At 31.8% G+C, this 25,366-nt stretch carries 21 protein-coding genes; 9 read left to right on the top strand and 12 right to left on the bottom strand.

The features are described 5' to 3' along the window. Nucleotides 1–4: 4 nt before the first annotated feature. Nucleotides 5–1,345, bottom strand: coding sequence for a glutamine synthetase family protein (locus ACY3IT_RS01045; protein ID WP_463082943.1), 1,341 nt, complete (start codon nucleotides 1,343–1,345; stop codon nucleotides 5–7). A 233-nt stretch (nucleotides 1,346–1,578) separates the two neighbouring features. Between ACY3IT_RS01045 and ACY3IT_RS01040 the strand changes: the two genes are divergently transcribed. From ACY3IT_RS01040 to ACY3IT_RS01030, 3 genes are all read left to right on the top strand, one after another. After that, on the top strand, nucleotides 1,579–1,935 hold the full coding sequence (locus tag ACY3IT_RS01040) for a hypothetical protein (protein ID WP_463082942.1): 357 nt from the start codon (nucleotides 1,579–1,581) through the stop codon (nucleotides 1,933–1,935). 380 nt (nucleotides 1,936–2,315) lie between these two features. Beyond that, a complete protein-coding gene (locus ACY3IT_RS01035; RefSeq protein WP_463082941.1) occupies nucleotides 2,316–2,528 on the top strand; it encodes a hypothetical protein in 213 nt (70 codons plus the stop codon). Nucleotides 2,529–2,838: 310 nt separating this feature from the next. Beyond that, a complete protein-coding gene (locus ACY3IT_RS01030) occupies nucleotides 2,839–3,291 on the top strand; it encodes an Hsp20/alpha crystallin family protein (protein ID WP_463082940.1) in 453 nt (150 codons plus the stop codon). A 51-nt stretch (nucleotides 3,292–3,342) separates the two neighbouring features. Here the strand turns inward: ACY3IT_RS01030 and ACY3IT_RS01025 are convergent, their stop codons facing one another. The 3 genes from ACY3IT_RS01025 to ACY3IT_RS01015 are packed head-to-tail and all read right to left on the bottom strand — an operon-like array spanning nucleotide 3,343 to nucleotide 6,922. Further along, nucleotides 3,343–4,662, bottom strand: coding sequence for a TldD/PmbA family protein (locus tag ACY3IT_RS01025; RefSeq protein ID WP_463082939.1), 1,320 nt, complete (start codon nucleotides 4,660–4,662; stop codon nucleotides 3,343–3,345). Further along, nucleotides 4,662–6,095, bottom strand: coding sequence for a TldD/PmbA family protein (locus ACY3IT_RS01020; RefSeq protein WP_463083654.1), 1,434 nt, complete (start codon nucleotides 6,093–6,095; stop codon nucleotides 4,662–4,664). The genes ACY3IT_RS01025 and ACY3IT_RS01020 overlap by 1 nt, the downstream gene beginning before the upstream one ends. Nucleotides 6,096–6,112: 17 nt before the next feature. Next, the gene (locus ACY3IT_RS01015; RefSeq protein WP_463082938.1) at nucleotides 6,113–6,922 is read right to left on the bottom strand and encodes a histidinol-phosphatase; all 810 of its coding nucleotides are present in this window, start codon (nucleotides 6,920–6,922) and stop codon (nucleotides 6,113–6,115) included. A gap of 114 nt (nucleotides 6,923–7,036) precedes the next feature. Between ACY3IT_RS01015 and ACY3IT_RS01010 the strand changes: the two genes are divergently transcribed. Next, nucleotides 7,037–7,963 carry a hypothetical protein gene (locus tag ACY3IT_RS01010; RefSeq protein WP_463082937.1) on the top strand — a complete coding sequence of 309 codons (927 nt, stop codon included), beginning with the start codon at nucleotides 7,037–7,039 and terminating at the stop codon, nucleotides 7,961–7,963. 52 nt (nucleotides 7,964–8,015) lie between these two features. Here ACY3IT_RS01010 and ACY3IT_RS01005 read toward each other — a convergent pair whose 3' ends face one another. From ACY3IT_RS01005 to ACY3IT_RS00995, 3 genes are read right to left on the bottom strand one after another with little or no spacing between them, the layout of a single operon-like run. Next, nucleotides 8,016–9,935 (bottom strand): transketolase, encoded by a 1,920-nt coding sequence (locus tag ACY3IT_RS01005; protein WP_463082936.1) that lies wholly within the window; start codon nucleotides 9,933–9,935, stop codon nucleotides 8,016–8,018. Nucleotides 9,936–9,976: 41 nt separating this feature from the next. Beyond that, nucleotides 9,977–11,554, bottom strand: a complete 1,578-nt coding sequence (locus ACY3IT_RS01000; protein WP_463082935.1) for an NAD+ synthase — start codon at nucleotides 11,552–11,554, stop codon at nucleotides 9,977–9,979. Continuing rightward, nucleotides 11,529–12,788: a M48 family metallopeptidase gene (locus tag ACY3IT_RS00995; protein WP_463082934.1), complete on the bottom strand. Its 1,260-nt coding sequence runs from the start codon at nucleotides 12,786–12,788 to the stop codon at nucleotides 11,529–11,531. The genes ACY3IT_RS01000 and ACY3IT_RS00995 overlap by 26 nt, the downstream gene beginning before the upstream one ends. Before the next feature lie 161 nt (nucleotides 12,789–12,949). Here ACY3IT_RS00995 and ACY3IT_RS00990 point away from each other — a divergent pair, with 161 nt between their 5' ends. Beyond that, a complete protein-coding gene (locus ACY3IT_RS00990) occupies nucleotides 12,950–13,312 on the top strand; it encodes a PadR family transcriptional regulator (RefSeq protein ID WP_463082933.1) in 363 nt (120 codons plus the stop codon). On the opposite strand, the gene hpt is transcribed toward ACY3IT_RS00990, so the two are convergent. From hpt to ACY3IT_RS00975, 3 genes are read right to left on the bottom strand one after another with little or no spacing between them, the layout of a single operon-like run. Then, nucleotides 13,313–13,837: a hypoxanthine phosphoribosyltransferase gene (gene hpt, locus ACY3IT_RS00985; protein ID WP_463082932.1), complete on the bottom strand. Its 525-nt coding sequence runs from the start codon at nucleotides 13,835–13,837 to the stop codon at nucleotides 13,313–13,315. A gap of 4 nt (nucleotides 13,838–13,841) precedes the next feature. After that, entirely contained in the window at nucleotides 13,842–14,771 is a 930-nt protein-coding gene (locus ACY3IT_RS00980) for a cytidylate kinase family protein (protein WP_463082931.1), read from the bottom strand. Between the two features lie 2 nt (nucleotides 14,772–14,773). Beyond that, complete coding sequence (locus tag ACY3IT_RS00975) at nucleotides 14,774–15,883, bottom strand: iron-containing alcohol dehydrogenase family protein (protein WP_463082930.1); 1,110 nt, start codon at nucleotides 15,881–15,883, stop codon at nucleotides 14,774–14,776. Between the two features lie 189 nt (nucleotides 15,884–16,072). Here ACY3IT_RS00975 and ACY3IT_RS00970 point away from each other — a divergent pair, with 189 nt between their 5' ends. Then, the gene (locus tag ACY3IT_RS00970; protein WP_463082929.1) at nucleotides 16,073–16,822 is read left to right on the top strand and encodes a DUF4272 domain-containing protein; all 750 of its coding nucleotides are present in this window, start codon (nucleotides 16,073–16,075) and stop codon (nucleotides 16,820–16,822) included. Here ACY3IT_RS00970 and ACY3IT_RS00965 read toward each other — a convergent pair. Together ACY3IT_RS00965 and ACY3IT_RS00960 are read right to left on the bottom strand one after the other, a co-directional pair. After that, the gene (locus ACY3IT_RS00965; protein WP_463082928.1) at nucleotides 16,819–19,845 is read right to left on the bottom strand and encodes a glycosyl hydrolase; all 3,027 of its coding nucleotides are present in this window, start codon (nucleotides 19,843–19,845) and stop codon (nucleotides 16,819–16,821) included. The two genes, ACY3IT_RS00970 and ACY3IT_RS00965, sit on opposite strands and share 4 nt — an antisense overlap. A gap of 12 nt (nucleotides 19,846–19,857) precedes the next feature. Further along, a complete protein-coding gene (locus tag ACY3IT_RS00960) occupies nucleotides 19,858–21,078 on the bottom strand; it encodes a lipid-A-disaccharide synthase-related protein (protein ID WP_463082927.1) in 1,221 nt (406 codons plus the stop codon). 116 nt (nucleotides 21,079–21,194) lie between these two features. Between ACY3IT_RS00960 and ACY3IT_RS00955 the strand changes: the two genes are divergently transcribed. The 3 genes from ACY3IT_RS00955 to ACY3IT_RS00945 all read left to right on the top strand — a co-directional run bounded on the left by ACY3IT_RS00955 (nucleotide 21,195) and on the right by ACY3IT_RS00945 (nucleotide 25,365). Next, entirely contained in the window at nucleotides 21,195–22,211 is a 1,017-nt protein-coding gene (locus ACY3IT_RS00955) for a LacI family DNA-binding transcriptional regulator (RefSeq protein ID WP_463082926.1), read from the top strand. 207 nt (nucleotides 22,212–22,418) lie between these two features. Continuing rightward, nucleotides 22,419–24,281, top strand: a complete 1,863-nt coding sequence (locus tag ACY3IT_RS00950) for an ABC transporter substrate-binding protein (protein WP_463082925.1) — start codon at nucleotides 22,419–22,421, stop codon at nucleotides 24,279–24,281. Nucleotides 24,282–24,354: 73 nt separating this feature from the next. Then, nucleotides 24,355–25,365 carry an ABC transporter permease gene (locus ACY3IT_RS00945; protein ID WP_463082924.1) on the top strand — a complete coding sequence of 337 codons (1,011 nt, stop codon included), beginning with the start codon at nucleotides 24,355–24,357 and terminating at the stop codon, nucleotides 25,363–25,365. The last annotated feature ends 1 nt before the right edge of the window (nucleotide 25,366 follow it).

Genomic DNA, 25,366 nt, shown 5'->3' with positions numbered 1-25,366 from the left:
TTTTTTATAGTATTGGTAGATAGGTTTCTAACTCGTAGGTAGTCACTTGTCTTCTGTAATTATCCCATTCAATCTTCTTATTCTCTATAAAGTTTGTAAATACATGATCCCCCAATGTTTTTCTTACTAGCTCACTTTTTTCAGTTATTTCTATGGCTTCAATCAAGCTTCCAGGAAGACTCTCTATTCCTCTTTTTCTTCTTTCCTCTTCTGTCATATGATAAACATTCTCTTCTACAGGATCTGGAAGAGGATATTTCTTTTCTATTCCTTCAAGTCCTGCGGCTAACATTACAGCAAAGGCGAGATAAGGATTACAAGCTGGATCAGGAGCTCTATATTCAATTCTTGTAGCTTCTTCCTTTCCAGGTTTATACATGGGTACTCTAATAAGATCAGACCTATTTCTCATAGCCCAAGATATATAAACTGGTGCTTCATAACCAGGTACTAACCTTTTATAAGAATTCACCCATTGGTTGGTGATTAATGTAATTTCTTTTGCATGTTTTAAAAGACCAGCAATAAAATGTTTGGCAATTGGGGATAAATGGTATGGATCGTTATGCTCAAAAAAGGCATTTTTTCCATCTTTAAATAAGCTCATGTGAACATGCATACCTGAGCCATTTTGTCCAAAAAGAGGTTTGGGCATAAATGTTGCGTATACTCCATTTAGATAGGCTACTTCCTTTATTGCTAATCTTGCGGTCATAACTGTATCTGCCATTGTGAGAGCATCGGAATATCTAAAATCAATTTCATGTTGAGAGGGAGCTACTTCATGATGATTATATTCAACTGTAATACCCATTTCTTCAAGTATTTTAACGGTTTGATTTCTTAAGTCTATAGCTTCATCCCTTGGTATTAAATCAAAATAACCTCCCCAATCTAATACCTCAAGGGGTGGGTTTGGAGATTTGAAATAGAAAAATTCTAATTCAGGACCAACATAGTAAGTAAATCCCATATCTTTTGCTTTCTTTAGCATCTTTTTAAGTACATTTCTTGGATCTCCGTCAAAGAGTTTTCCATTTGGTTCTACTATTGTGGCAAACATTCTTGCTACTTTTATCTCTTTTTGTCTCCAGGGGAGAATGGTAAAAGTTTCTGGTTCTGGAAAAGCAATCATATCACTTTCATCAATTCTCGTATATCCTCTAACAGATGAGCCATCAAATCCCAATCCTTCTTCAAAGGCTTTCTCAAGTTCGTGGGCTGTTATAGTGAAACTTTTAAGATATCCCAATACATCTGCAAACCAAATCTCCACAAAATAAATGTCATTGTCTTTGATATACTTTAAAACTTCTTCTTTAGTTTTAGGAAAGCTGTTTTTCATTTTTTCCCTCCTTTAAGATTTGTTTATCAGAATTCCTTCATACATAATTTATAAATTTATATATGAAATAATATCACATACCACCCTTTCTAATAGTTAATAGAATTTTAAAATTTTTGTAATTATTATCAAAAGTATGTCAATGTTTGATCTTTAGTATGTTATATAGTAAAGAAATGCCTTTTAATTAAAATTCTTGAAAAAATTAATAGGTTGATGTATAAAGATATGTTATGGAGAAAAAATTTAGTAATAAACTAAATAATGTTAATCTTGAGATTTGGGTGTTGATCTTATCTACCTTCAGTTATATTTTTCAATTACCATATGCTATCTATTTATCCATAGGTTTAAAGGTCAAAGAAGCATTGAGAAATATCTTTTCTGATAAATTGGATAAGGTTCTTATTTTAGGATTTATTCTATCAGGATTTGTTAGCTCTTTAATCTCGGGGAGAAAATTAGAAGCCTTATTGGTCTCCTTTATACCTATTGTATTTCTTTGGTTTTATACGTTAGGTAAATATAGAATATTATATCCCCAAAAAGTTATAGATTCTATTTTTAAGGGCAGTTTTTTTTGGGTTTAATCTTAACTTTATCTTATGCATTTAAAATTTCTATCCACATTGATAATTTTGAGGTTGTAGATGGGAATTTTAGTAGGGGACTAGTTTTAGGTGTAGGTGAACAAGGGCTTTCCTTATTCTTGAATTTGGCATTATGGCTGGATTGGGAATTTTAATAAAAGATGGTTTTAAATTGAAAAATCTTGTTTATTTATTGTTTTGTTTCTTAGGACTTTTTATTACCCAAACGAGAGGAGCCTTTTTAGGGCTTATATTTGGTTTTTTATTTTTGTTTTTTTCAAAGAGTTTTTTATTTTCTTAAGAAATACTGGTATATATTTTGGGTTATTCTTTTGATAATTTTTATAAGATTTAACCTTTTTATTCCAAATCTTAAGTATATGTTTTTGCATGTCTTTTCAAAAGGGAGCGAAAGTTCTATTTATGAAAGACTATACATATATAAAGGGATAATAAGAATGGTTAGGGATAATTTATGGTTTGCTGTAGGGCTTGGATGTTTTGTATATTATTTTCCTAAGTATGCTTTAAAAGATGATACTAATATTAAAAAGGGAATTTTAGAAATTCTAAGACATGCAGTAACCCCTTGAACAAATTTATAAGGGAATAAGAAGGGATTTTAACTTCGAGAAGAGAATAATCTTATCTATATTAATGGCATATTTTGGACATGTGCTTGTTGACGATTTATTCTCTATACATATTCCTCTTTTAATTGGGATATTACGAAACTATCGTATTCATAGCCATAAGTAATAGGATTTTCTAGAACACCAACTCTCCTTTCCATATCTTCTATTTACCCTACATTCTTCAGACCCCTTGACAAAAATTTTTATGGATATATAATATATATAGAAAAAGTTAATATATATCAAAATCTAATGAGGAGGTGGAATTATGTTAAGAAGATATTGGGATCCCTTTGAGGAAATAAGACATCTTCAAAGAGAAATGGATAGATTGTTCTCCGAATTTTTTGGAGAACCAGGAATTGTTGAGGAAAGAAGAGGGAGCTTTACCCCTGCTATAGATATGTATGAGACCAACGAAAATATAGTATTAAAAGTTGAACTCCCTGGCTTCAAACCAGAGGATGTAGATATTAGCGTAACAGAAGATAGTGTAGTTATCCAGGGAGAAACTAAAGAAGAGGAAGAAGTAAAGAAGGAGAACTTTTATAGAAAAGAAAGAAGGCTTGGAAGGATCTATAGAAGAATAGATCTACCAAAGCCTGTACTACCTGATAAGAGTGAGGCTGTATATAAGAATGGAGTACTTACCTTAACATTACCAAAGGCTAAACCTGAAAAGATTGAAGGAATAAAAATTAAGATTAAAGAAGAAAAGTAATTAATAAGGCATTAGTGAGGGGAGAGAGAAAAATCTCTCCCCTATATTTTTTTAAAATTCTGTTTTTCCAGTAAAATTAAATGCTAAAACCTTAATTGCAGGTACTCTTGCAAAACCTATATTGGGTACTAAATAGGTTTCTTTTGAGATCTCTTCTACATTACTAAGGACTTCAATAAAACTTTGGGTAAATCTTAAATTTTTAAGGGGTTTTGTAATTTTTCCATTCTCTATGAGAAATGTACCATCTCTTGTCATCCCAGTTGCCAAAACTCTAATAGGATCTAAGAAGGCATTGACATAATGAAATCTTGTAACGAGTATTCCTTTTTCAGTTTCAGATATAATTTTGCTTAATGGTTTTTCTCCTGCAACAAAGAAAAGATTAAAAGGTAATGGATAGGTAGATGGTGGAGGAAGGGCATGTCCTGTAGAGTTCTTTCCTTCTTTTACTGCGGTTGTAGTGTCGTATACAGGTCCCATTACTATACCATTTTTAATAAGATCTACGTGTTTTTTAGGCACTCCTTCAAAATCTATAGGAAATATTATTCCGTTAGGATCGTAGCCATTATCATAGATAGTTATATTATCTTTAAATATTTTTTGTCCTTGATATAAGGATATAAAAGATCTTTTTTCTTGTACTGCTTTAGCTGAAAAACCAAAATAGGCTATTTGTTCTAAAAGTTCCCCTACTGCTAAAGGCTCAAGGATCACAGTATAAATTCCTGGATCTATTTCTTGAGGATTTTTGCTATCTATACATTTTTGAAGGGCTCTTTCCGATAGGGATTCATAGTCTATACTATCTACATCTTTCCCTATTTCTTCTTGGTATCCAGATCCATCCCCCATATACATAACCTTACCATGAGAATAGGCGTAAGTACCATATGATTCTAAACCTTTTGAGTTTACTACTGCTATTTCTCCTATTTCTTCTGATATTGCTCCAAAAGTATTTAAATTATGTTTTTCAGCTTTGTCTATAAGTTTTTTAACAATGTCTGCTCTTTTTTCTGGTGAGGGATCAAAAGTCTTTTTCTCGTAACTTGGGATAGGTTCTGGATCTGGCAGATATAATTCTTCTGTATCAGGTTGACTTTTTAGTAAAGTATCCAAATCTTTGATAAGATTTTCTAAACTTTTTCCTTCTAAATTACTGGTAGATATAGCAACCTTCTTATTTCCCTCACCTACTCTTATATATAGGTTTAAATTTTCTTCAGCTACATTTTGATGGATAATATTATTGGCATATCTTGTTAATTCTTGGGAATTTATATGTAAACATACTTCTTTTCTTTCATAGGGTAGCTTTTTAATTAAATCTTTAAGAAAACTTAATGCTCTATCTTCTCCCCACATTATTTACCACCTACCTTTACTTTACGAAATCTTGCAGGAGATACACCATGTCCAACTCTGGCTACTTGTATAGGTTCTCCCTTTCCACAATTTGGTACTCCCCAGACTCTCCAAGATTTTTCATCAGCTATAGCATCACAACTTCTCCAAAATTCATAGGTAATACCTGTATAATATGGATTTTTATAAATCTTACCTATCTTTCCATCTTTTATTTCATAAGCTATCTCGCACCCAAAATGGAAATTTAATCTTTTATCATCTATTGACCAATTTTTATTTACTGCCATGTAAACTCCTTCTTCTGTGGAGGCTATTAAGTCCTCAAAAGGTATATTTCCGGGAAGAAGATTAATATTTGTCATTCTTATAATAGGAATTCTATTCCATCCATCCGCTCTCATAGTACCGTTTGATTTTTCTCCTAATATGGTTGCTGTTTCTCTTGAAGTTAAGTATCCTACAAAAATACCATCTTTCACTAAATAACTTCTTTGGGCAGGTATTCCTTCATCATCATATCCAAAACTTCCCAGACCATAAGGATGAGTAGCATCGGCTACAATATTTACAATCTCTGATCCATATTGGAAGTTGCCTCTTTTTTCTAAGGTTAAAAAGCTTGTTCCTGCAAAACTTGCTTCCATCCCTAATACTCTATCAAGTTCTGTTGGGTGTCCACAAGATTCATGTACCTGTAAAGCTAATTGGGTTCCATCTAAAATAAGAGTAGTTACCATTTCGGGTAATGGTTCTGCGGAAAGGAGGCTAACTGCTTCTTTTGCTATTTTTTCTGCATGTCCAACCAGGTCTAAATCTTCAATAAATTCCCATCCCCCTTTTCTAAAATCACCTCCAAAAGAATTAGGATAAGATCTCCTTTGTATGTCGCTTCCTTCGATTGCATAGGCAGTAATTCCACCACCACTTTCTAATATACTCTGCTCTATTTCTGTTCCTTCGCTACTTAAGAAAACCTTATCTTCTCTAAAAAATGATAGAGAAGATTCTGTAAGGGTGATGCCTTTAACTTCTCTCATAGTTTTATCAGCTGTAAAAAGTAGATCCAATTTTTTTTCAAAAGGTACTAAAAATGGATCTATTTGGTAGCTATTGCTCCATTTAGCCTTTATGATTTCTGCAGGGGCTAAAGCTACCCTTTTTTTATTGGTTTTGGCACTTGCTTTGGCTATTATTAGGGCTTTTTCTGCTACTTTCTTGTATTGGGAGAAGTCAAAGGAAGATGCAAACCCCCATGCTCCATTATAGAGTACTCTGATTCCATATCCGTAGGTTTCGTTTTTTACTGCTGTTTCTAAAATTCCATTTTTAACTTCAATCTCCTCTTTGAGTCTTTTTACAATTCTTACATCTGCGTAATCTACGCCAAGACGAGAAAGGTAATTTAATATTTCTTTCCCGGTTTCAATCAAATTTCTCACTCCTTTCATCATAGATCTATTAAAATTTTTTTTCTTTTCTCAAAGATAGATATTTTTTTAAAACCTAAATCTTTTGCAATCTGGTAAGCTTTTTCTATATCTCTTCCTGCATCTTCTGGGGTATGGGCATCAGCTCCGAAGGTTAGAGGTATATTATATGAAGATATAATTTTTAAAAATTCAGGGGATGGATACAATTCTTTGACTGGTTTTCTCCAGCCAGCAGTATTTAGTTCTAATGACATTTGAGAACTTATAATTACTTTTGAAATCCTTTCATATATGGATGAGATATTCTTAGGAATTCTTCCACCCCAAAGTTTTACAAGGTCTAAATGGGCAATTACGTCATAAAGATTACTTTTTATCATCTTTTCTACTTTATCAAAATAATCCTCAAAAATTTCTTCTATATCCTTTTCAGTCCATCTTGGATCGCTGGGATCTATATCAAATCCAAAACCGTGATCAATAAAATGTACCGATCCTAACACATAATCAAAAAAATTATATTCTTCAAGAAGTTCTTTTATCTCTTTTTCTTTTTCAGGGAAGTAATCCATCTCAACTCCTACCTTGATCTTGTATTTCTCTTTTAAAAAAGTGGTAAATTCTCGATATTCTTCTAAGTTACTATCACACCATGGGGCAGTAATAGGAATGTGATCATAAATAGGTCTAAATTCTTTAAATCTATGGCCATGTTCTGTTATACCTATTTCTTGTATATTTTTCTTTTTCTCTTCTTCCCAAAATTTTAACCACCAATTTTCATCAAAAGGTCCTCTTTCAAGATGCATGTGGTAGTCGATCATCATTTTTTAATCTATTACCTCCAATCTTTTTTATTTTTTTACATAACATCTTTTATTTTATAACAATATATGTTAAACTTTCATTAGGGATTTTTTTAATTTAGGTGGGGGAAGACTATGAAAGAGTTTATGTATCTTTTAGAAAAAGTGAAGCCTGAGTTTGAGAACCTACCTGCTGCTCTATTAAATGCGGAGAGATTTATTAAAAAGTTGAGAAAGGAAAACTCAACAGGAGTAATTCTCTACACTGATGAGGAGTACAAAGGAGCAATTTTTGTTTATGAAGGGAAGGCATTTTTTGCAAAGGTACAAAACAATAGAGCTATGGAGGGAATAGAGGCAGTAGATTTTATTATGAGGCAGATTCAGCAGGGATTTGGTAAAATTACCTATTACCCTACTGATAAAGTTCTTATACTTGTTCTTTCTGCTGTATATGTGGGAAATCCTCTATATATAGATCTGGATGCTAATACTATAATTCCTGCAAAGTTTTTCTCTGCTCTACAAAATAGGGAATTTAGTGGTGTGGTTTTATACCGAAGTGCAGAAGAAATCAAGTTTTGGATATTTAAAAAAGGGAAGCCTACAAATCCACCTCCTGTAATTTTACCTCCTTATGGATTTATAAGCGTCTATTCTCTTGATACTATTGAAGTTAAAGATTATTTAGAGCTTTGGGAAGAGGAAGCCAGAAAGAAGATTATAGAGTTTTCAGAAAAATTACTCTCTGCTATAGCAAGAACTTTGGCAGAAAAATGGGGACAAAATACTGCAGAACTTATGCTTATTCCATTGGAGAGTTATCAGGGGCCATTAAGTATTAAATTTGATAGAAAGACCTGGAATTGTAAAATAGAATCTAACGAGGAGCTTTATTTCCTTGCAAAAGAGATAGAAAGGGTTTATGCAAGACTTCTAAGGGCAATAAGAGAAAGAGAAGAAAGAGTTGCAGAGAACTTAGAGCTTTACACTTTTAATTTATTACAAGAAGAAAATGTACTTTGGCCCCCAACAGAAGAAAATATATTTAGAAGAGATTAATCTAAAAATAAAATAAGGGGGGAAGATTTACCCCCCTATTTTTTATATTTTCTTATATTTCTTTTAGTATGGTTTCAACCACAGAATCTACATCTAATCCTTGCATCTTGTAAAGAGCATCTGGTTTTCCAGATAGTCCATATTCTTTTACTCCAAATTTTCTAAATTTTATCTTGAAGCCTCCTTCTAAGAGAGCTTCTGCAATGATACTTCCAATTCCAGTATTTACATTGTGATCCTCATAGGTGATTACAAATCCCGTTTTAGCTGCTTCTTCTAAGGCTTTCCAATCTATCTCCTTTGGAGATGTGAAATTAAATACTTTAACTTTGACTCCTTTTTCCTTTAATTTTTCCCATGCTTGTACTGCTCTAAAAACCATAGGGCCACAAGCTATGATTGCCGCTTTATCTCCATCTCTTACTTTTTCCATCTTTCCATATATGAATTCATAGTTCCCACCATATAGAGGATTTCCTTCCTCATCAGTAATTATAGGTGTTACAGATCTTCCCATAACTACTAAGAAGTTTCCAAATTCTCTTGCTACGTATCTTATTATTCTATCTGTTTGATTACCATCTGCTGGAATTATAATTTTAAAGCCAAAGAGATTTCTAAATGTACCAATATAATCTATACATTGATGGGTTTTTCCATCTTCTCCTACATCGAGTCCACAATGGGTTACTATAACTTTCAAATTTGTATAATTAATATCGTTTAAGCGATGCTGATTATAAGTCTCATCAACTCCAAAGACTCCAAAGTCTGCAAAGAAGGTTATAACTCCTTGAGATGAAAGAGCTCCTGAGAGAGTAGCTGCATTATGTTCTTGTATACCTGTCTCAAAGAAGTTTTCTGGGGCGATTTTTCCAAATTCATGGGTTCTTACCGATTCCATAAGATCGCAATCAACTACCGCAATAGGTGTCTTTCCTTCTTTACCAATGTTTAATTTGGCAAGATCTGCCAATGCTTTTCCAAAGGCTCCTCTGTTATCAATCTTTGCATCCTTATCATAGGTGATAGGTGTACCAGTATCAATATTAATAGAATATGGCTCAACAATGTGTTTATCTTTTGGTTTGAAGTTTTCTCTCATAGCTTTATATTTTTCAAGATCATCTTCAATTCCGAGTTCTTCAATGGCTTTCTTGTATTCATCTGGTTTTAAAGCTCTTCCATGAAATTCAAATTTATTCTCCATAAAGGAAACACCTTTACCCATAACTGTATGGGCTAATATGGCAGTTGGTTTTTCGTCATATACAGCTTGTCTTATAGCTTTATATAACGCTTGTAGATCGTGTCCATCTACCTCTATTACTTCCCATCCATCAGAGAGGTAGTTTTCTTTTATATTTTGAGGCATGATTTCAGATAATGGTCCTGAAAGCTGTAGCTTGTTATAATCAATTAAGACTGTTAAATTTGATAGATTATATTTTTTAGCAAATCTTCTGGCCTCGGATATTTGTCCCTTTTGTTGTTCTCCGTCTCCCATTACTACAAATACATGGAAATCTTTTTTAAGAAGTTTTGCAGAAAGTGCCATTCCACAACCAGCAGAAAGTCCTTGTCCTAAATTACCTGTGCTCCATTCTACTCCTGGTACATATCTTTCCACATGTCCCTCAAATATACTTCCAGCGAGCCTAAAATACGCAATAGCCTCATCTATATTGAAAAAACCAAGATTACCTAAGGCTGAATATACTCCTGGAGAGGTATGACCGTGACTGATAATAATTCTATCTCTGTCAGGATTCTTTGGATTTTGAGGATCTACATTTGCAAAATAATAAAGGGTTAAATACATTTCAATTGATGACATGGAACCTCCGGGATGACCAGATCCAGCTAATGTGGTCATTTTTAGTATGTCGCCTCTACATTTGTGGGCTAATTGTTTTAGGTATTGTATATCTTTCTCATCCATTTGGGGTTCGGTAAAACGATTTCTTCTCATTAAAATTAGCACCTCCTTTTTAGTTAATCTAAAGAATTATATCATATTATTTTATAAACTAAGGGTAAGACCCTTTCTCTTAAAGGATTTTTGGATCTAATTCTCAATACAGGTGGGATTTGTCTTCTTTTATATTCACTTTTTTCAACTTTTTCTATAACATTTCTTACTATATTTTTAGGAAATCCTAAATTTATAATTTCTTCTTCTGATTTGTTCTCATCCACATATGCGGAAAGAATAGGATCTAATAAAGGATAGGGTGGAAGAGAATCCTCATCCTTTTGATTTGGACGTAATTCTGCAGATGGTGCTTTTGTAATAATATTTTTGGGTATAATTTCTCTTTCCCTATTTATGTATTCTGCCAATTTATATACTGTAGTTTTATAGATATCACCAATAACCTCCAGACTTCCTGCTGTATCTCCATAAAGGGTACAATAACCTGTAAGAGCTTCGGATCTATTTCCTGTTGCAAGTACAATGTAATTTTCTCTATTTGATATAAACATTAGTAGATTTCCTCTTATACGGGATTGTAGGTTTTCTTCTGCCACATCCATAACAGGAGATGGAGAGGGATTTAATTCTTTTAGGTATGAGTAAAATATATCTTTTATTGATAAAAGCCTAAAATTAATATTTAGATTTTTTGAAAGTTCCTTAGCATCTTCGATACTTTCTTTTGAGGTATATACAGAAGGCATACTTACTCCTAATACTTTTTCCTCACTTAGGGCTTCCTTGGCAATACAAGCTACAACTGCAGAGTCTATCCCACCTGAAAGTCCAATTACAGCTTTTTCAAAACCAGATTTTCTAAAGTAATCTCTTACTCCTAAAATTAAACCATTGTATATAAAAGAAATGTCTTCTTCTTTATAAGAAGTTACTGATAGATTTTCCAAATTTATGGTTGTTATATCTTCTTCAAAATTTTTGCCTTCAAAAATCAAATCTCCTTTTTCTGAAATTATAAAGCTACCACCTTCAAAGATTAATTCCCCATTTCCCCCTACTTGATTTACATATATAATTTTTTTGTTGAAGTTTTTTGCTATATTTCTTGCCTTTTCAATTTTTTCCTTTCTTTTTCCTAAATAATAAAAAGAAGAGGAAATTATAATAATTAGATCAACTTGATAGAGATATTCTTGTAAAGGCGTTGTGTCATCACACTGTAAAAGATCGTCCCCTATAAAGATGCCTATTTTATGATTATTAAACTCTATAAATTCTGAATTACCACATTGAAAATAAAGATTTTTGAGTAGTGGATCTTTTGTGAAAAGGAATTTATCAACTCTTTTTAAAGTATTTTTATAAAATAAGTAGGCACTATTATAAATGCCATGAGAAGTATAATAAGGAGATCCTATTAAAATACCTATTGGATAATTTTTTCTTAGGATTTTCTCTATACTATATTCTAATTTTTCTTTTATATTTTTCCTTTTTAGTAAGTCAAAGGGGGGAAATCCTAATATGGACATTTCTGGAAATATAATTAAATCAGAATTATCTTTGATCCCCTTCTCTATGGCTAATTCTATTTTATTAAAATTTCCCTCAACATCTCCTATCGTGGGGTTAATTTGGGCTATTGTTATTTTCATCTTTTTTTACCTCCTTTTCTAAGGTTAATAAATGGTAGATTCTTTCTGAAGGTGTAGGATGGGAGTAATACCAAGTCCTATATAGTGGATCAGGATAAAGATTTGAAAGATTTTCTTTCACTAATCTTATCAAGGCACTTATTAAAGGATAGGGAGTTCCAATAAGTTCTGCAGAGAATCTGTCAGCTGAGTATTCCATTTTTCTTGACAAGAAATTTATTAATGGATTTAAAAAGTAAAAGAAAGATGAAGCAAAGATAAAGGCATAAGTAAGGAGAGTAAACTCCTTTTGTACTCCAAAGTATTTACTTAGGGGGGCAGATTTAAAGACAATAAAAGTTAGATAGATATAGAAAACATAAAATATTATTGAAGAAAGCATTAGAATAGTAATATGCCTCTTTTTATAATGACCCAATTCATGGGCAAAAATAGCAACAATTTCCTCTTGAGGATATGAGAGTAATGTATCATAAAGTACTACTCTTTTGGATTTTCCAATACCTGTAAAATAGGCATTTTGTTTTCTTGTTCTTTTTGAAGCATCCATCACAAATACTTGTTTTACATTGAAGCCTACTCTTTCTAACAGCTCTATAATCTTTTTTCTCAAATCCTCATTTTCTAAGGGGGTAAATTTATTGAAAATAGGTGCAATTAATATGGGGTAGATATATACCATTATAATTTCAAATATTATTATTACTAAGGCAAATTTCCACCAAAAATTGGGATCAGATTTAATAATGTAAAGAAGTAAAGAGAGTATAGGTGTGCCAAGAATTATAGAAAGGATAATTGATTTGATAAGATCAAGAAGAAAAATCTTAGGGGTCATAGTATTAAATCCGTACTTGTTTTCTATTACAAAGATGTAATATAAATCAAAGGGTATAGAAATAATAAGATTTATGAGACCGAATATTCCAAAAAATAGAAGACCTTGAAGAATAAAGGATGATGTTATTGATGAAACAATTTTTTCAATATATGGATAAAGAAGGAAAATAAATATTAGGTTAAAGATAAAATCAAAGGTTTTAGACCATAAATTGAATATAACCCTATCTTTCAAATAAATTTGTGATTTTTTAAAGTCTTCATCTGTAATAATATCCTTAAATATTTCAGGGACTTCTTTATGAGAAAGGGCATATTTTAGATTTCTTATGTCTAAATAAAAGCTTATTATCTCTTTTAAAAATAAAACTAAAAGAAAGATTACTAAAAACATGTTTGATCTCACCTCCAATTAAAAAAATCTTTTAAAATTATATAATGAAAGTATAAATATTAATATATTGTTCTTCGTTTTTGCTGGGTATTCCTTACTTGACAAATATTTAAATGGTATATATATTAAAAGTAGATATAGGATATATGGAGGGCTGGAGTATGAAAAGATGCAATGTAAGATCTACAGGTCTTTCTCCTACCTTCTGGTTGAGAGCTTGGATAATAATTTCTTTATCAGATAGAGAGCTCCACGGATATGAACTCATCTCAAGTCTTACCGAGGCTTTCCCAGGTATTATTACACCAGGTATAGGTGGTATGGGAAGAGGTTATAGAATTTTAAGGGAGTTGGAAGAAGAAGGTATTATTATTGGTAGATGGAGCATGGAAGAAACGGGCCCTGCTAAGAAGGTATATCGTCTAACGGATGAGGGAGAGAAGCTTAGGGAAGAGATTATTAAGCATGTAGAAGGTATGAAGAGTTATATAGATAAGTTTTTAGCGCTTGCCTCAAGGCTTTAATTAAAATTCTTCTAATATGGCTATATATGGTAGATTTCTATATTTTTCTTTATAATCAAGCCCATATCCTATAACGTAGTAATTTGGTATTTCAAAACCCTTATAATCTACCTCTATATCTATTATTCTTCTTCCTGGGCAATCAAGGAGCGTGCATACTTTTATAGAATTTGGGTTTCTTGTTTGAAGATTTCTTATTAAATAAGATAAAGTTAATCCAGTATCTACAATATCCTCTATTATTATTACATCTTTACCCATTATATTTATATCTAAGTCCTTAGTAATTCTGACAATTCCTTGATTATTCTTAGATGAACCATAGCTTAATATGGAGATAAAGTCTAAAATAAATGGAATTTTAATATTTCTTGTAAGATCAACGGTAAAATATACTGCTCCTTTTAAGACACAAGCGAGTATAAGATCTTTGTCTTTATAATCTATGCTTATTTCTTCTCCTAATTCTTTTATCCTTTTCTCAATATCTTCTTTTGTAAAAAGTATTTTTCCTATTTTTTCCATATTTCTATCTTATTCCTTTAATTCCATATTTTGATAAAAGTTTTTCATATTCTTTACCATAGAATAATTTTATTTTTATATCTGGATATAAATTTTTTAGTTTTTTTATTTTTTTTAGTTTTTCCCCCATAACCCTTGGTCTCTGTAATGTGAGTTCAATATATAGATCAAAATCGGGTAAATAAAAATCTGGGGTAAAGGATTCTATTACATTCCCATCATTATCCCATTCCAATGGAAATGTTCTTGGTTCGTATTCCCACCTTATTTGATAAAAGGTTAATATCTTTGCAAATTCTTCTTCGGTTTTGTTAGCAAATTTAGGCTTTTGGGGAAGAGATAGTTGTTCTGGAGTATATATTTTTGATTCTTGCCTTTCTATTACCTTTTCAATGATAGATTCTATCTCCTCTGCAGTAAAAAAAGATCTGTCAATAGTTAAATGGTATAAAGATGGGTCTTTCCAACTGTTTAAAAATAACGTTTTATAGAAAATCTCTCTTGAAAAGTCTTTTTCTTTTATTAGTTCCAAGGCTTTTTCCTCAGAAAGGAGAAATTTATTAGTTAAGAATTTTATTCTATAGCCTAAGGGTGCGATAACGTTAATATGAAAGGAATAATTTTCGTCTTTAAAGAGAAATTGGCCTCCTCTTCCTAATAAAAAAATGATATAATCCTTTTCCATATACTTTTTAACAATCATTCTTACCTGTTCTTTGTAAGTTTCTATGAAATTAGGATCTCTAATTCCTTTTTCCAGTTCTTTCTCTTTATTCTCAAATTCTTGTATATTAAAACCTTCAAGGGCTAATTCTTCATGAATTCTTCTACGGTCTAAAATTTCCCCATTAAATTTCTTTGATATTTTATTTATGATTTCATCTATATCTGTACCGAAATCTCTTGATATGGTTATGAGCCTTATTTTTACCATTTCTACATTACTTCTTGGAAAAGATAATATATATCTTCCTCCCTAACAGGCCTAAGATTGTTTTCTACATTAAATTTTGCTTCTAATGTCCTCTTTACAAGAAGGTCTAAATCAAGAGGTTGAGAGGTAACTTGATTAATTCTGGTTGGTAGATTGAGAGTTTTAAGAAAGTCTTCCATTTTTTCAGCAGGATCTCCATTAAAAAGGTTCTTTAGAAACTTTAATTTTTCATCATGAATAAAAGGGGCATTAAATCTTAAATAAGGAGGAAGTAAAATTCCATTTGCTATTCCATGGGGTATATTATAGATTCCTCCCAGGGGTCTTGACATAGCATGTACTAAAGTGGTTTTTGTATTGTTTATGGCAATACCGGCCCAAAAGGCAGCATAAGCCATTCTTTCCTTGGCATATGTGGAATTTTCAAGAACTGATTTCGGTAAAAAATTATATATATCCACCAAAGCTGATCTTGAATAGCATTCTACCATGCAAGAAGAGTTTCTGGAAAGATAAGATTCAAGGGCATGAGAAAAGGCATCTATTCCTGTAGAGGCAGTTACGAGAGGAGACATGGTAAAGGTAAGTTCAGGATCTATTATAGAAAGAGTAGGAATTAAAGCTTTTCCCATGAGAATAAATTTATCCTTTTTCTCTTTATCGGTAATTACTGCGAATCTTGTAGCTTCACTACCTGTTCCAGCTGTGGTAGGTACTGATATAATAGGAAGTGCTTCTTCTATTTCCTTGCCCTTATATTCTAAAAGATTAGCTTTTGTTTTTATTCTGAAAGCGATGATTTTAGCCATGTCCATTACACTACCACCACCAATTCCAATAATTCCATCAAAGTTGTTACCTACAATATTATCGCAGAGTTGATGTACAATTTCTAAAGATGGTTCTGGGGGAATTCCTGTAATAAGGATTACGTTTAACTTATGCTTTTTAATATCTTCTAAAATCTTATCTAAGACTCCACTTTTTTTAAGAGAGTGCTCTCCGGTAAGAAGTAGAAATTTTTCTCCAATTTTTTTAAGCTCTGTGCCAAGAAATTCTATTGAACCAATCCCATAAATTATTCTTTGAGGTAAATCTAGAGAATGAATCACCTTTCCCTCCTCTTTTAATTTGCAACCTTTATTTATTATAATATACTCTAATGAAATGTAAAGGAGAGGATAGAAATGAGGAAAATAAAAGAGAAGTTTGGAGAAATTATATTATTACTTAGCTTAATTTTAACTTTTGTTACCTTTTTTTATGCCTTTATATTTTTTGTGACTTATAAGGTGTAAAAAGTGGAAGAAGAGATTTACTTAAATCCACCTACTGAAAGAGAGGTTATAAATAGAGCTCTTTGTCTTTCTGTTTTGTTTCTGAGGTCACAGGCAGAGGCAATTTATCTTTCTTCCCCTGATAAAGAAATTTTCAATATTGAAAGTAATTTTTTCCAAGAAGTATATAAATGGATTGAAGAGGAAAATTTAAAAAATTTTTTTACAGAACAAGAAAGAATACTTCTTGGAAAAGATATAGGAAAATGGGATGAGAATGAAACCTTACTTTCCTTTACCTATCTGGAATCCTTAGGTGTACTTTTCTGGGCTTTATCTCTTATTGATAAACTTCCCCCTTATGATATAGGTTTTAGATTAAGTGATGTGATAGATGTGATTCCAGTATTAAAAAGTAGAGATGAATTTTTAGGAAAAGTTAAATTAAGACCATTTAAAGAGCTAATTAAGGAAAGAGATATAGCTGAGATATGGTATTTTAGGTGGAAGCTTGGGAGAATGGAAAAGGAAAATTATAAATTAGAAGAAGGAAAATCATATAAAGATGCTGTAAAGTTATTGGTAGAAAAAGCTCTTTCTTCTGGTGCTATCTCTTATACTATAGAAGATGATTTTCCAGTACAAGGAAAGCCCTTTTATCGTATTACTGGTGAAGATTATCTCTTCCTCTCAGGAATTATTCTTGAGAGGTTTTTAACTCTTAATTGGCTATGTGGTAGCTATAAAAGTTGGGACGAAAGAAAGGAATATTAACCTATCACCTCTATTTTTACTGGTGAAAATAATCCATAAGAATGGAATACGTATGACTTTGTATATTCCTCACCCTCTGGTCTAAAAGAGAGAGCACTTACAAAGTGGATTTTCTTTGCTCTATTATGAAGAGGACCAAGCATATTCCTTAGGCTACCTACTACTTCTAATTCTAATAAATTATTACTGTTTTGTAAGTAATCAGTGATATCTAATTTGTAAAATCTCCATGGGATAAATCCTACTGTTTCTCCATTTAGATTTACTTTAATAACTCCTGCAGAAAAATCCTCAATAGTTAGTAGATATTTTTCGTTAGGATCTTTATGGAAAGGGAATATCTGTTTGTATATAAGGCTTCCTGCATAGTGGGGATATCCTTGAAAAACCCAATCTCCTAATGTAATTCTATTATTTTCTTTAATTATTTCTCTATCTATATTTACAGCAAAATCACCTATAATATAGAAATCTTCAAGCTCTGTTGAATTTCTATAGTTCAAGAGTATCTCTATAATATTTTCTCCTATCTTAAATTCCTTTAATGGAATCTTTCTTAAAGATCTATCTATAAACCATCCTTCATCTATTATAGGTATCTCTTTATTATTTAGCTTTAAGCTGATCATTTCCTTTATATTTTCTGTTAAAAGATATAAGTCTTTTTCTGGCAGATCTTTTATATTAAATCTCATTTTTAATTCAATCTTAGTATTATCCTTAGGATGAGGTATATTAACCCATTTCCATCTTTGAATTCCACTATTCAGATCGATGTTAATCATTCCAAGGGTATCTCTAATTTTTCTCTGAATAATCCAGATAGGTGTCTCTTCAGACCATTCTCCATCTAATTTAAATTGAGCAGTATCTATAGTGAGTACATTAGGGTCTAATCTTTTAACCTCAAAGGTAGGTTCTAAAAAGATGGTCCTTTTTATTTTCTTTGGCCTTTCTATTTTCTTGTATTCTCCTTTATATAGTATGTATAATTTGGATTCTGAGGGAGCAAAAGTAGTACGAATATGTTGATATCCTTCAGTTTCTATTGAAAATACATCTTTTATCTCTCCTGTAAGAAGATCCCATTCTTCTATTCTTCCTTTTCCCTCTAAGTATAGATCCACATTATAGGATCTTTCCCTATCATTATTTACTATAAAGAAAATCTTTTTACCATCATAATTTCTCTCCATATATAGAAACTGTTCTACTTCTTGTCCTACCACATCTCTTATGGATATTCTTCTTGGAATTATATTTTTAATATTTTCTGCAAGTTCTTTTCTTCCCTTTACTCTTATTACATTTGGATGATCAAAAAGTTTTTTCAATTCTTCTTTCCCTTTTTCTCCTTCCACATATTCTGGTAATGGCTCCATAATAATTACTTTCCCATCATTATTTAGAAATTCTAAAAGTAAGGAAAGGGTACTTTTTCTTAGGGTAATTACTGGTGGCACTATTACTAATATATATTTGGCTTCTCCTACTATAAACTCTTTTCTTTCCTTATCTATTTTCCCATATTTTTCAATAATCTTTTCATCTCCCAAATCAAAATCATAATGAATTCCTAAAAGGGCATTTATAATCTCTTTAAATTCTTCTCCTCTTTCTTGGGGTACAGATTTATCTCTTCCATTAAATTCACACCAACTACTTTCAATAGGGTGGATAAGAAGAATATCCCTTACAGGTTTACCTAAGGTTAGAATATAGGAAAGTCTTGCAAAATAATCTTCTATGAGAGGATGATACTTCCAAGAAGGGTTGTGATTGAAAGAGGGTGGATAGTCTCTTTTTCTACAACCTCTAAGAGAATACAAAAAAAGATGTTGGCATCTCATATTTACTCCAAGGGCATATTGCCAGTCTGCCACATGTTTTTGTCCTTCAAAGGTAAATTCCCATCCAGTACATCCATAAGTTTCGGAAATAACTCTACTTTTTCCTAATTGATTTGCCACGCTGGTTGCTTGTTTTGCTGTAAGGTATTCATATCTTACCTCGGTTAATATATCTATTCCTGGAATATCCATGTATTCGTAATGAGGCATTATAGATCCACTACATAATATTACATGAGGGAAGTTATCTTCTTCTAAATAATGCCCAGTAAATAATATATTATGCTCTTTACACCAATTATAGATATTTTTAGTGTAACTTTCTAAGAAAAGCTCTGAAATGGTTCTCCAATAGTCATATCTTGCCTTTATGGACTTTTCTCCTGAAAAGAATACAAAGGGAGCTATATCAAAAAAGTCATATCCTCTTTTTTCTTTAAAATATTCAGGAAATATATCAGTCCAAGGTAATGCATAATATTCTAAATTTCCTCCCCAGAGAAAAGGAGATATATTGGGTTCATCGGTAAATATACCCTTAACTTGTTTTCCAAAATCTTCCTTTAGTCTTTCGTAATATATCTCATGGGTAACTTGTATAAATGTTTTCACACTTTTAGGATTTAGATTATCTGGTGGTGCATCACCATTATACCAATCAGATTTTCCAGCAACGATCCTATATAATGCTAAAATGTTTTCATCTTTATAAAGTCTTAAATTCTCGATATTATTTACTCTTTCTATACTATTTATTTTTTCACTTTCTATTTTCCCTTTGTAAATAGTCAATTCTTTTCCATTAAGTTCTTTTGCATCTTTCAATATTTTTAAAGTAAGAATTTTAGCCCTTCCTTCGTCTCCAATTTTTTCTGCGACCTTACCTCCTGCAAAGCCAGAAGGCCATCTATCTTCATCATAAAGCCATGGATCTATATCTATTACCCTGGAATTTTTTACCACTTCTTCTACTAAATCTAACCATTCTTCTCCCATATATTCAGTCTCTAAACCTACCCTTGAGTGCATGAAGAACCCACCAATACCTTTTTCTTTAAAATCTTTTATTTGGTTTGTTAGTTCTTGAGCATTAAGCTTATCATTCCATGACCAAAAAGGTATCGCCCTATATATTTTTTCAGGATTTTTAAAATTCTTTTTTATCTCTTCCATTTTCCTCCCCCTTTAAACTTTAATAATTTGATAAATCTTTTCTGCTATCCTTTTGGAAGCTCCTTTTTCCCCCATTCTTTTCCTTCCATTTATGGATATCTTCTCTAGAAGTTCATTGTTATTGTGTATCATGGAGAATATTTTAGGAATTTCTTCTGCATTTTTGGCTAAAAAAAGAGAATCACCTAAGAGTCTCTTCTGTAAAAGAGCAAACTTTTTAGTAAATTGAGGCCCTTTACCAAATATGGCAATGGCTGGTTTACCAAGACCTACAAACTGTTCTGTTGCTGTTCCTGCCATGCAAAGTCCTATCTGTGCATGATGAATACAATCAGAGAAGGCATGGGTAAGAATTAGTGCATGACTGTTATTTTTGAAAAGTATATAATCTTTTGTTTCTATATACTTTTTAAAATTTTTGGAAAACAAAATGTTTTCTAATTCCTTTATGGGAATATTAGGAGATATAGCAGTAAGAAAAAGAAATTTTTCCTCTAATCTTGATCTCAAAAGATGTAATATACCCTCAGTAAGGAGCTGAAAATTATAATAAGCTTCTGGTATTTTAGATCCTGGTAGAATCAGAATTTTTATGTAATTGTAAAAATTGTTAATGGGTATTTTGTTTTCAGGTTCTAAGCCATCCATCATAGGATTTCCTAAGTATTCGGAGTTTATTCCTGTTTTTTCCAGAATTAAGTGAGAGAGAAGATCACGTGGAAAAACTTTTAAAAGATTTTCTGATTTCATAAGAAAATATTCCAACAGGTAAGTTCTTATAGCAATTTCCATTGCTTTATTCTTGGAAAGTTTTTGTATATTTACCTTTTTATCATCTTTTAATGTGTAATATACTGATTTTTGAATGCTTACGAAGAAAAATTTTTGGTGGGATAATCTTGCTAAAAAGAGGGGTATAATATCGCCTACTGCTATTATATATCCATTTTTTTTAGACCACTTTTTAATTTCTCCCCACTGTTTCCGATGAAGATTCAATAATCCTTCTTTTAAATCTTTATATAAAATTCTTAGATTAGTTATAAATCCACCTGATGGTAATTTTTTATGAGGTCCTAAAAGAGGTATTTGATTTTTTTTATATAAAAATCCTTCCCCTACAATTGGCAGGGCTTCTATTTCTATTGAACTATCTATTTCTCTTAACTCTTTTATAATATTGACTGCTACGTAATCTTCTCCATAGCCATTACTAATAAATAAAACTCTCATGTTTTAGATTTTAAGTCTATGAAAAACAATATGTCAATTTTATTTTTATCTAAGAAAACGTTTACAAATATATAATATTTGGTAAAATAAATATTTAGATATAAATAGAAAAGGCAATGAATAGAAAGGGGAGTGTATTAATGGTAACAATAAAAGATGTGGCAAAAGAGGCTGGAGTTAGTATAGCAACAGTATCAAGAGTACTTAATAATTCTCCAAGAGTAAATGAAGAGACAAAAAAGAAGGTATTAGAGGCAATAAAAAAATTAGGATATTCTCCTAATGTGGTGGCAAGAAGTTTGGCAAAAAAGTCTTTAAAAACCAATGTTATTTCTATTGTAGTTCCTTTTTTCACAAGGGATTTCTTTGTAGAGGTTTTAAGGGGTATAAATAATGTGATATCTAAAACCGATTATTCTATTCATCTATATAATATTGAGAGGATAGAAGATAGAGAGAAAATTTTTTCTCCTGAGCTTTTTAATAGATGTGATGGTCTAATTGTAGTTTCCTTTGATATTAAAAAGGATGAGGCTAAGATCTTAAAAAATGCTCAAAAGCCTGTAGTACTTATTGATAGTTTTCATCCTGAGTTTTCCAGTGTATATGTTGATAATAAAAAGGGAGCTTATATGGCTGTAAGATATCTTATTGCTACAGGTAGAAGAAATATAGCCTTTGTTAGTGGTGTGATAAATGATCCTTTAGGGTTTATGGCAAGTTATAGGAGATATGAAGGCTTATTAGAAGCATTAAAGGAGGCTGGGATTCCTTTTAATCCTCTACTCCATATTCAAACTGGTTTTTCCTTGGAGAAAGGATATAGAGCAGGTAAGACTTTAATTAGTCGAGGAATTCCCTTTGATGCTGTTTTCTGTGCGTCAGATACTCAAGCCATAGGGTTGATGAGAGCACTTTTAGAGGAAGGAATAAAGGTACCTGAAGATGTAGCTATAATTGGTTTTAACGACATATCAGATGCCAGATATTTAGGTCTTTCCACAGTAAAACAACCAATGACTGAAATGGGAGAAGTAGGAGCAAAAATACTCCTTGATTTATTATTGGGAATTGAAACTTCTTTTACCCATTTAGAGCTTCCTTTAGAGCTTATTATTAGATTGACGTCTTAAAATTTAAATTGAAGATATTTTTAATTCTAATTTTTTATATACCCCTTGACTTATTTTTTATTTTATGATATTTATCATTCTGTAAAAGCGCTTACACAAATAAAAATTAATTAAATTAGGGAGGTGATGAAAGGGTAATTAGGGTTTAAAGCTATGGTTCTGAGGGTTCTGTTTTTAAAAAATATTTGGAAAGGGGGATAAGATTAAATGAAAAAGTTTTCAATTATAATATTATTCATTCTGATGCTTTCCCTAGTAGGTCAAACTGTTACATTTTCTCAAGTACTTCCTAAGGTTCCTCGTCATGAAACACTTATAGTGGATGCACTACATGGAAGATTAGCTAATCCAAAAGATTTTAATTTCTGGAAACCAGGAGTATCAGTAGGTAATGGGGCTCAACAGATGTTATTTGATGGTCTTTGGTACTTAGATTCACAAACAGGTAAAGTAATCAATGCTTTAGCTCAATCTGAACCAGTATATGAAAATAATTTTAGAAAAATGACAGTTAAGTTGAGAAAAGGAATATATTGGAGTGATGGAAAGCCTTTCACTGCTGATGACGTTGTATTTACTGTAGATTATCTTATGAAACATCCTGGAATGTCTTATAGTGATGCTTTAAATAGATATGTATCTAAGGTCTATAAGAAAGATAACTACACTGTAGTGTTTGAACTAAAAGAGTCAGTACCGGCTTTTCATTATCTCTTTACCTCTATTGTCTATGCTACCTGTTATATTATGCCTAAACATGTGTTTGAAAAAGTAGCAGATCCTTTAAAGTTTGAATTTAACCCACCTGTTTCTTTAGGACCCTATGTTTTGAAGCAATATGATCCTCAAGGATATTGGTGGTTATTTGAAAGAAGAGTTGATTGGAGAAGGACAAGTGTAGGCCAGATATATGGTATGCCTCAGCCCAAATATGTACTTTTTATTTACTATGGTCCTGATGAAAAGAAGGTAATGGCACAAGCTCAACATCAATTAGATTTAATATTTGACTTAACTCCTGAATCTTGGGAGATTCTAAGAAAAAGCAACCCCTATTCAAGGGTATGGTATAAAGATTTTCCATGGGCTTGGATGGATGATGTAAGGGCAAGAATAATGGCTATGAATTTAGAAAAGCCACCATTCAATAATAAAGATGTAAGATGGGCTTTAACATTAGCTACAGATATAGTTGATGTAGTAACATCTGGATTTGATGGAATTGCAAGGGTCAATCCTTTATGGATATGTGCAACAGAATCTCTATTAAAAGAGTACTACTTACCTATGGAAAATTGGTTGAAGAATTTTACTTTAGAAGATGGATTTAAACCCTGGGATCCAACAGTGCCAGATAGAATTGTAGATTATGCAAAGAAGAGAGGTTATGTAGTAACAGGTAATCCAAGAGAAATCTTTGGTATAGGTTGGTGGAAATATGCTCCAGATGTGGCAGAAAAACTCTTAGTAAAGAATGGATTTAAGAAAGTTGGAGGAAAATGGTACTTACCAGATGGAACTCCTTGGAAGATAACTATTACCGCTCCTGCTAATTTTGAAATACATGCTACAAGACTTGCTTTTGCAGTAGCTGATCAGTGGAGAAAGTTTGGTATAGATGTAAATGTAGAGACGGTAGAGGCAGGACCATTCGGGAATAAGTGGAATCTTGGAGACTTTGAGGTTGGTTCTTACTGGGAAGTACCAGCAACTGATTTCTACACCTTTGTACAAGGTTATCATTCCAGATTCTATAAACCAACAGGGCAGGTGGCTACTTCAGGGAACCAGATTAGGTGGAAGAGTGCTAAGTTAGATAAACTCCTTGATGAGTTAGTAAAATTACAGCCAGAATCTCAAAAGGCAAAGGCTATAGTAAGTGATATATTGAAGCTTTATGTAGAAGAAATGCCAGCACCAGTCTTTATAATCAATTTGAAATTTAATTCACAGGATCATTACTATTGGACTAACTTCCCAACATCGGACAATTCTTATATGGCACCTGTATGGTGGTGGGGTCAATTTAAGTTTATCTTACCACATATAAAGCCAACTGGCAGAAAGTAATAAGAATATATTTTGGGGTTTCCCCCTCTAAACGAGGGGGAAACCCTGTTTTAGGGAGGGAGAAAATTATAAAATGAATTTATTAAAAAGATATATAATTCCCAGATTGATTCAATATTTTATTGTTATATTTATAGGTGTGACTGTGGTTTTTTTAGTTCCAAGATTTACCCCTTTAGATCCTGTAGTAACAGTTCTTAATAGAATGACATCTTACGGTGCTCAATATCTTGATCCTTCTGCAATAGAGAAATTGAAGGATACTATGATGGAGTTATATGGATTGAAGGGGAGTATATGGGAACAATATTTAGGTTTTTGGAAAAGGTTATTTAAGGGAGATTTTGGGCCTTCCTTATCAATATTTCCAACACCTGTAATTTCTATAATTGCAAATTCTTTACCTTGGACTGCAGGTCTTTTAGTTGTTGTTGCTATCCTTTCATGGGTAATAGGTAATATTCTTGGTGGAATAGCTGGATATTATGCTGATAAAAAATGGTCAAAATTTATGTCTATAATTGCCATGTCAATTTATCCAATTCCCTATTATATAATGGCTTTGGTACTTTTAATTCTTTTTGCCTATATTTTTCCTATTTTTCCAATGGTAGGAGGATACAGCATAGGTCTTACACCATCTTTATCTTTAGAATTTATATTTAACGTAATTAAGCATGCTACTCTACCAGCATTATCTCTTATCCTAATAGGTATTGGTTGGTGGTTCCTAAGTATGAGATCTTTAACATCCACTATTGTAGCTGAAGATTTTGTAACATATGCTGAAGTAATGGGGATTCCATCAAGGAAGATACTGTTTCAATATGTTATGAGGAATGGTTTGCTTCCTCAGATAACGAATTTAGCCTTACAAATAGGTGGTATTTTTAGTGGATCTTTGATTACAGAGACAGTTTTCTCATATCCTGGATTAGGACAACTTCTTTATATGGCAATTAATAACGGTGATTTTAATTTAATTATGGGAATAGCTGTACTTTCTATTATAGGAATAGCCACAGCAGCTCTTGTAATTGACTTATTATATCCTCTCTTTGATCCTCGTGTACGTTATAGATAAG

The sequence above is a fragment of the Dictyoglomus sp. GBS genome (assembly GCF_055179815.1).
This window is presented reverse-complemented; position numbering and strand designations above follow the sequence as displayed.

Coding starts and splice junctions, on each gene's coding strand:
- ACY3IT_RS01035 (WP_463082941.1), top strand. CDS start 2,316: ATGTTTTTGCATGTCTTTTCAAAAGGGAGCGAAAGTTCTATTTATGAA.
- ACY3IT_RS00960 (WP_463082927.1), bottom strand. CDS start 21,078: ATGAGAGTTTTATTTATTAGTAATGGCTATGGAGAAGATTACGTAGCA.
- ACY3IT_RS01045 (WP_463082943.1), bottom strand. CDS start 1,345: ATGAAAAACAGCTTTCCTAAAACTAAAGAAGAAGTTTTAAAGTATATC.
- ACY3IT_RS01000 (WP_463082935.1), bottom strand. CDS start 11,554: ATGAAAATAACAATAGCCCAAATTAACCCCACGATAGGAGATGTTGAG.
- ACY3IT_RS00980 (WP_463082931.1), bottom strand. CDS start 14,771: ATGGTAAAAATAAGGCTCATAACCATATCAAGAGATTTCGGTACAGAT.
- ACY3IT_RS00950 (WP_463082925.1), top strand. CDS start 22,419: ATGAAAAAGTTTTCAATTATAATATTATTCATTCTGATGCTTTCCCTA.
- ACY3IT_RS00965 (WP_463082928.1), bottom strand. CDS start 19,845: ATGGAAGAGATAAAAAAGAATTTTAAAAATCCTGAAAAAATATATAGG.
- ACY3IT_RS01010 (WP_463082937.1), top strand. CDS start 7,037: ATGAAAGAGTTTATGTATCTTTTAGAAAAAGTGAAGCCTGAGTTTGAG.
- ACY3IT_RS00955 (WP_463082926.1), top strand. CDS start 21,195: ATGAATAGAAAGGGGAGTGTATTAATGGTAACAATAAAAGATGTGGCA.
- ACY3IT_RS01005 (WP_463082936.1), bottom strand. CDS start 9,935: ATGAGAAGAAATCGTTTTACCGAACCCCAAATGGATGAGAAAGATATA.
- ACY3IT_RS00945 (WP_463082924.1), top strand. CDS start 24,355: ATGAATTTATTAAAAAGATATATAATTCCCAGATTGATTCAATATTTT.
- ACY3IT_RS01015 (WP_463082938.1), bottom strand. CDS start 6,922: ATGATGATCGACTACCACATGCATCTTGAAAGAGGACCTTTTGATGAA.
- ACY3IT_RS00990 (WP_463082933.1), top strand. CDS start 12,950: ATGAAAAGATGCAATGTAAGATCTACAGGTCTTTCTCCTACCTTCTGG.
- hpt (WP_463082932.1), bottom strand. CDS start 13,837: ATGGAAAAAATAGGAAAAATACTTTTTACAAAAGAAGATATTGAGAAA.
- ACY3IT_RS01030 (WP_463082940.1), top strand. CDS start 2,839: ATGTTAAGAAGATATTGGGATCCCTTTGAGGAAATAAGACATCTTCAA.
- ACY3IT_RS01040 (WP_463082942.1), top strand. CDS start 1,579: ATGGAGAAAAAATTTAGTAATAAACTAAATAATGTTAATCTTGAGATT.
- ACY3IT_RS01025 (WP_463082939.1), bottom strand. CDS start 4,662: ATGTGGGGAGAAGATAGAGCATTAAGTTTTCTTAAAGATTTAATTAAA.
- ACY3IT_RS00995 (WP_463082934.1), bottom strand. CDS start 12,788: ATGTTTTTAGTAATCTTTCTTTTAGTTTTATTTTTAAAAGAGATAATA.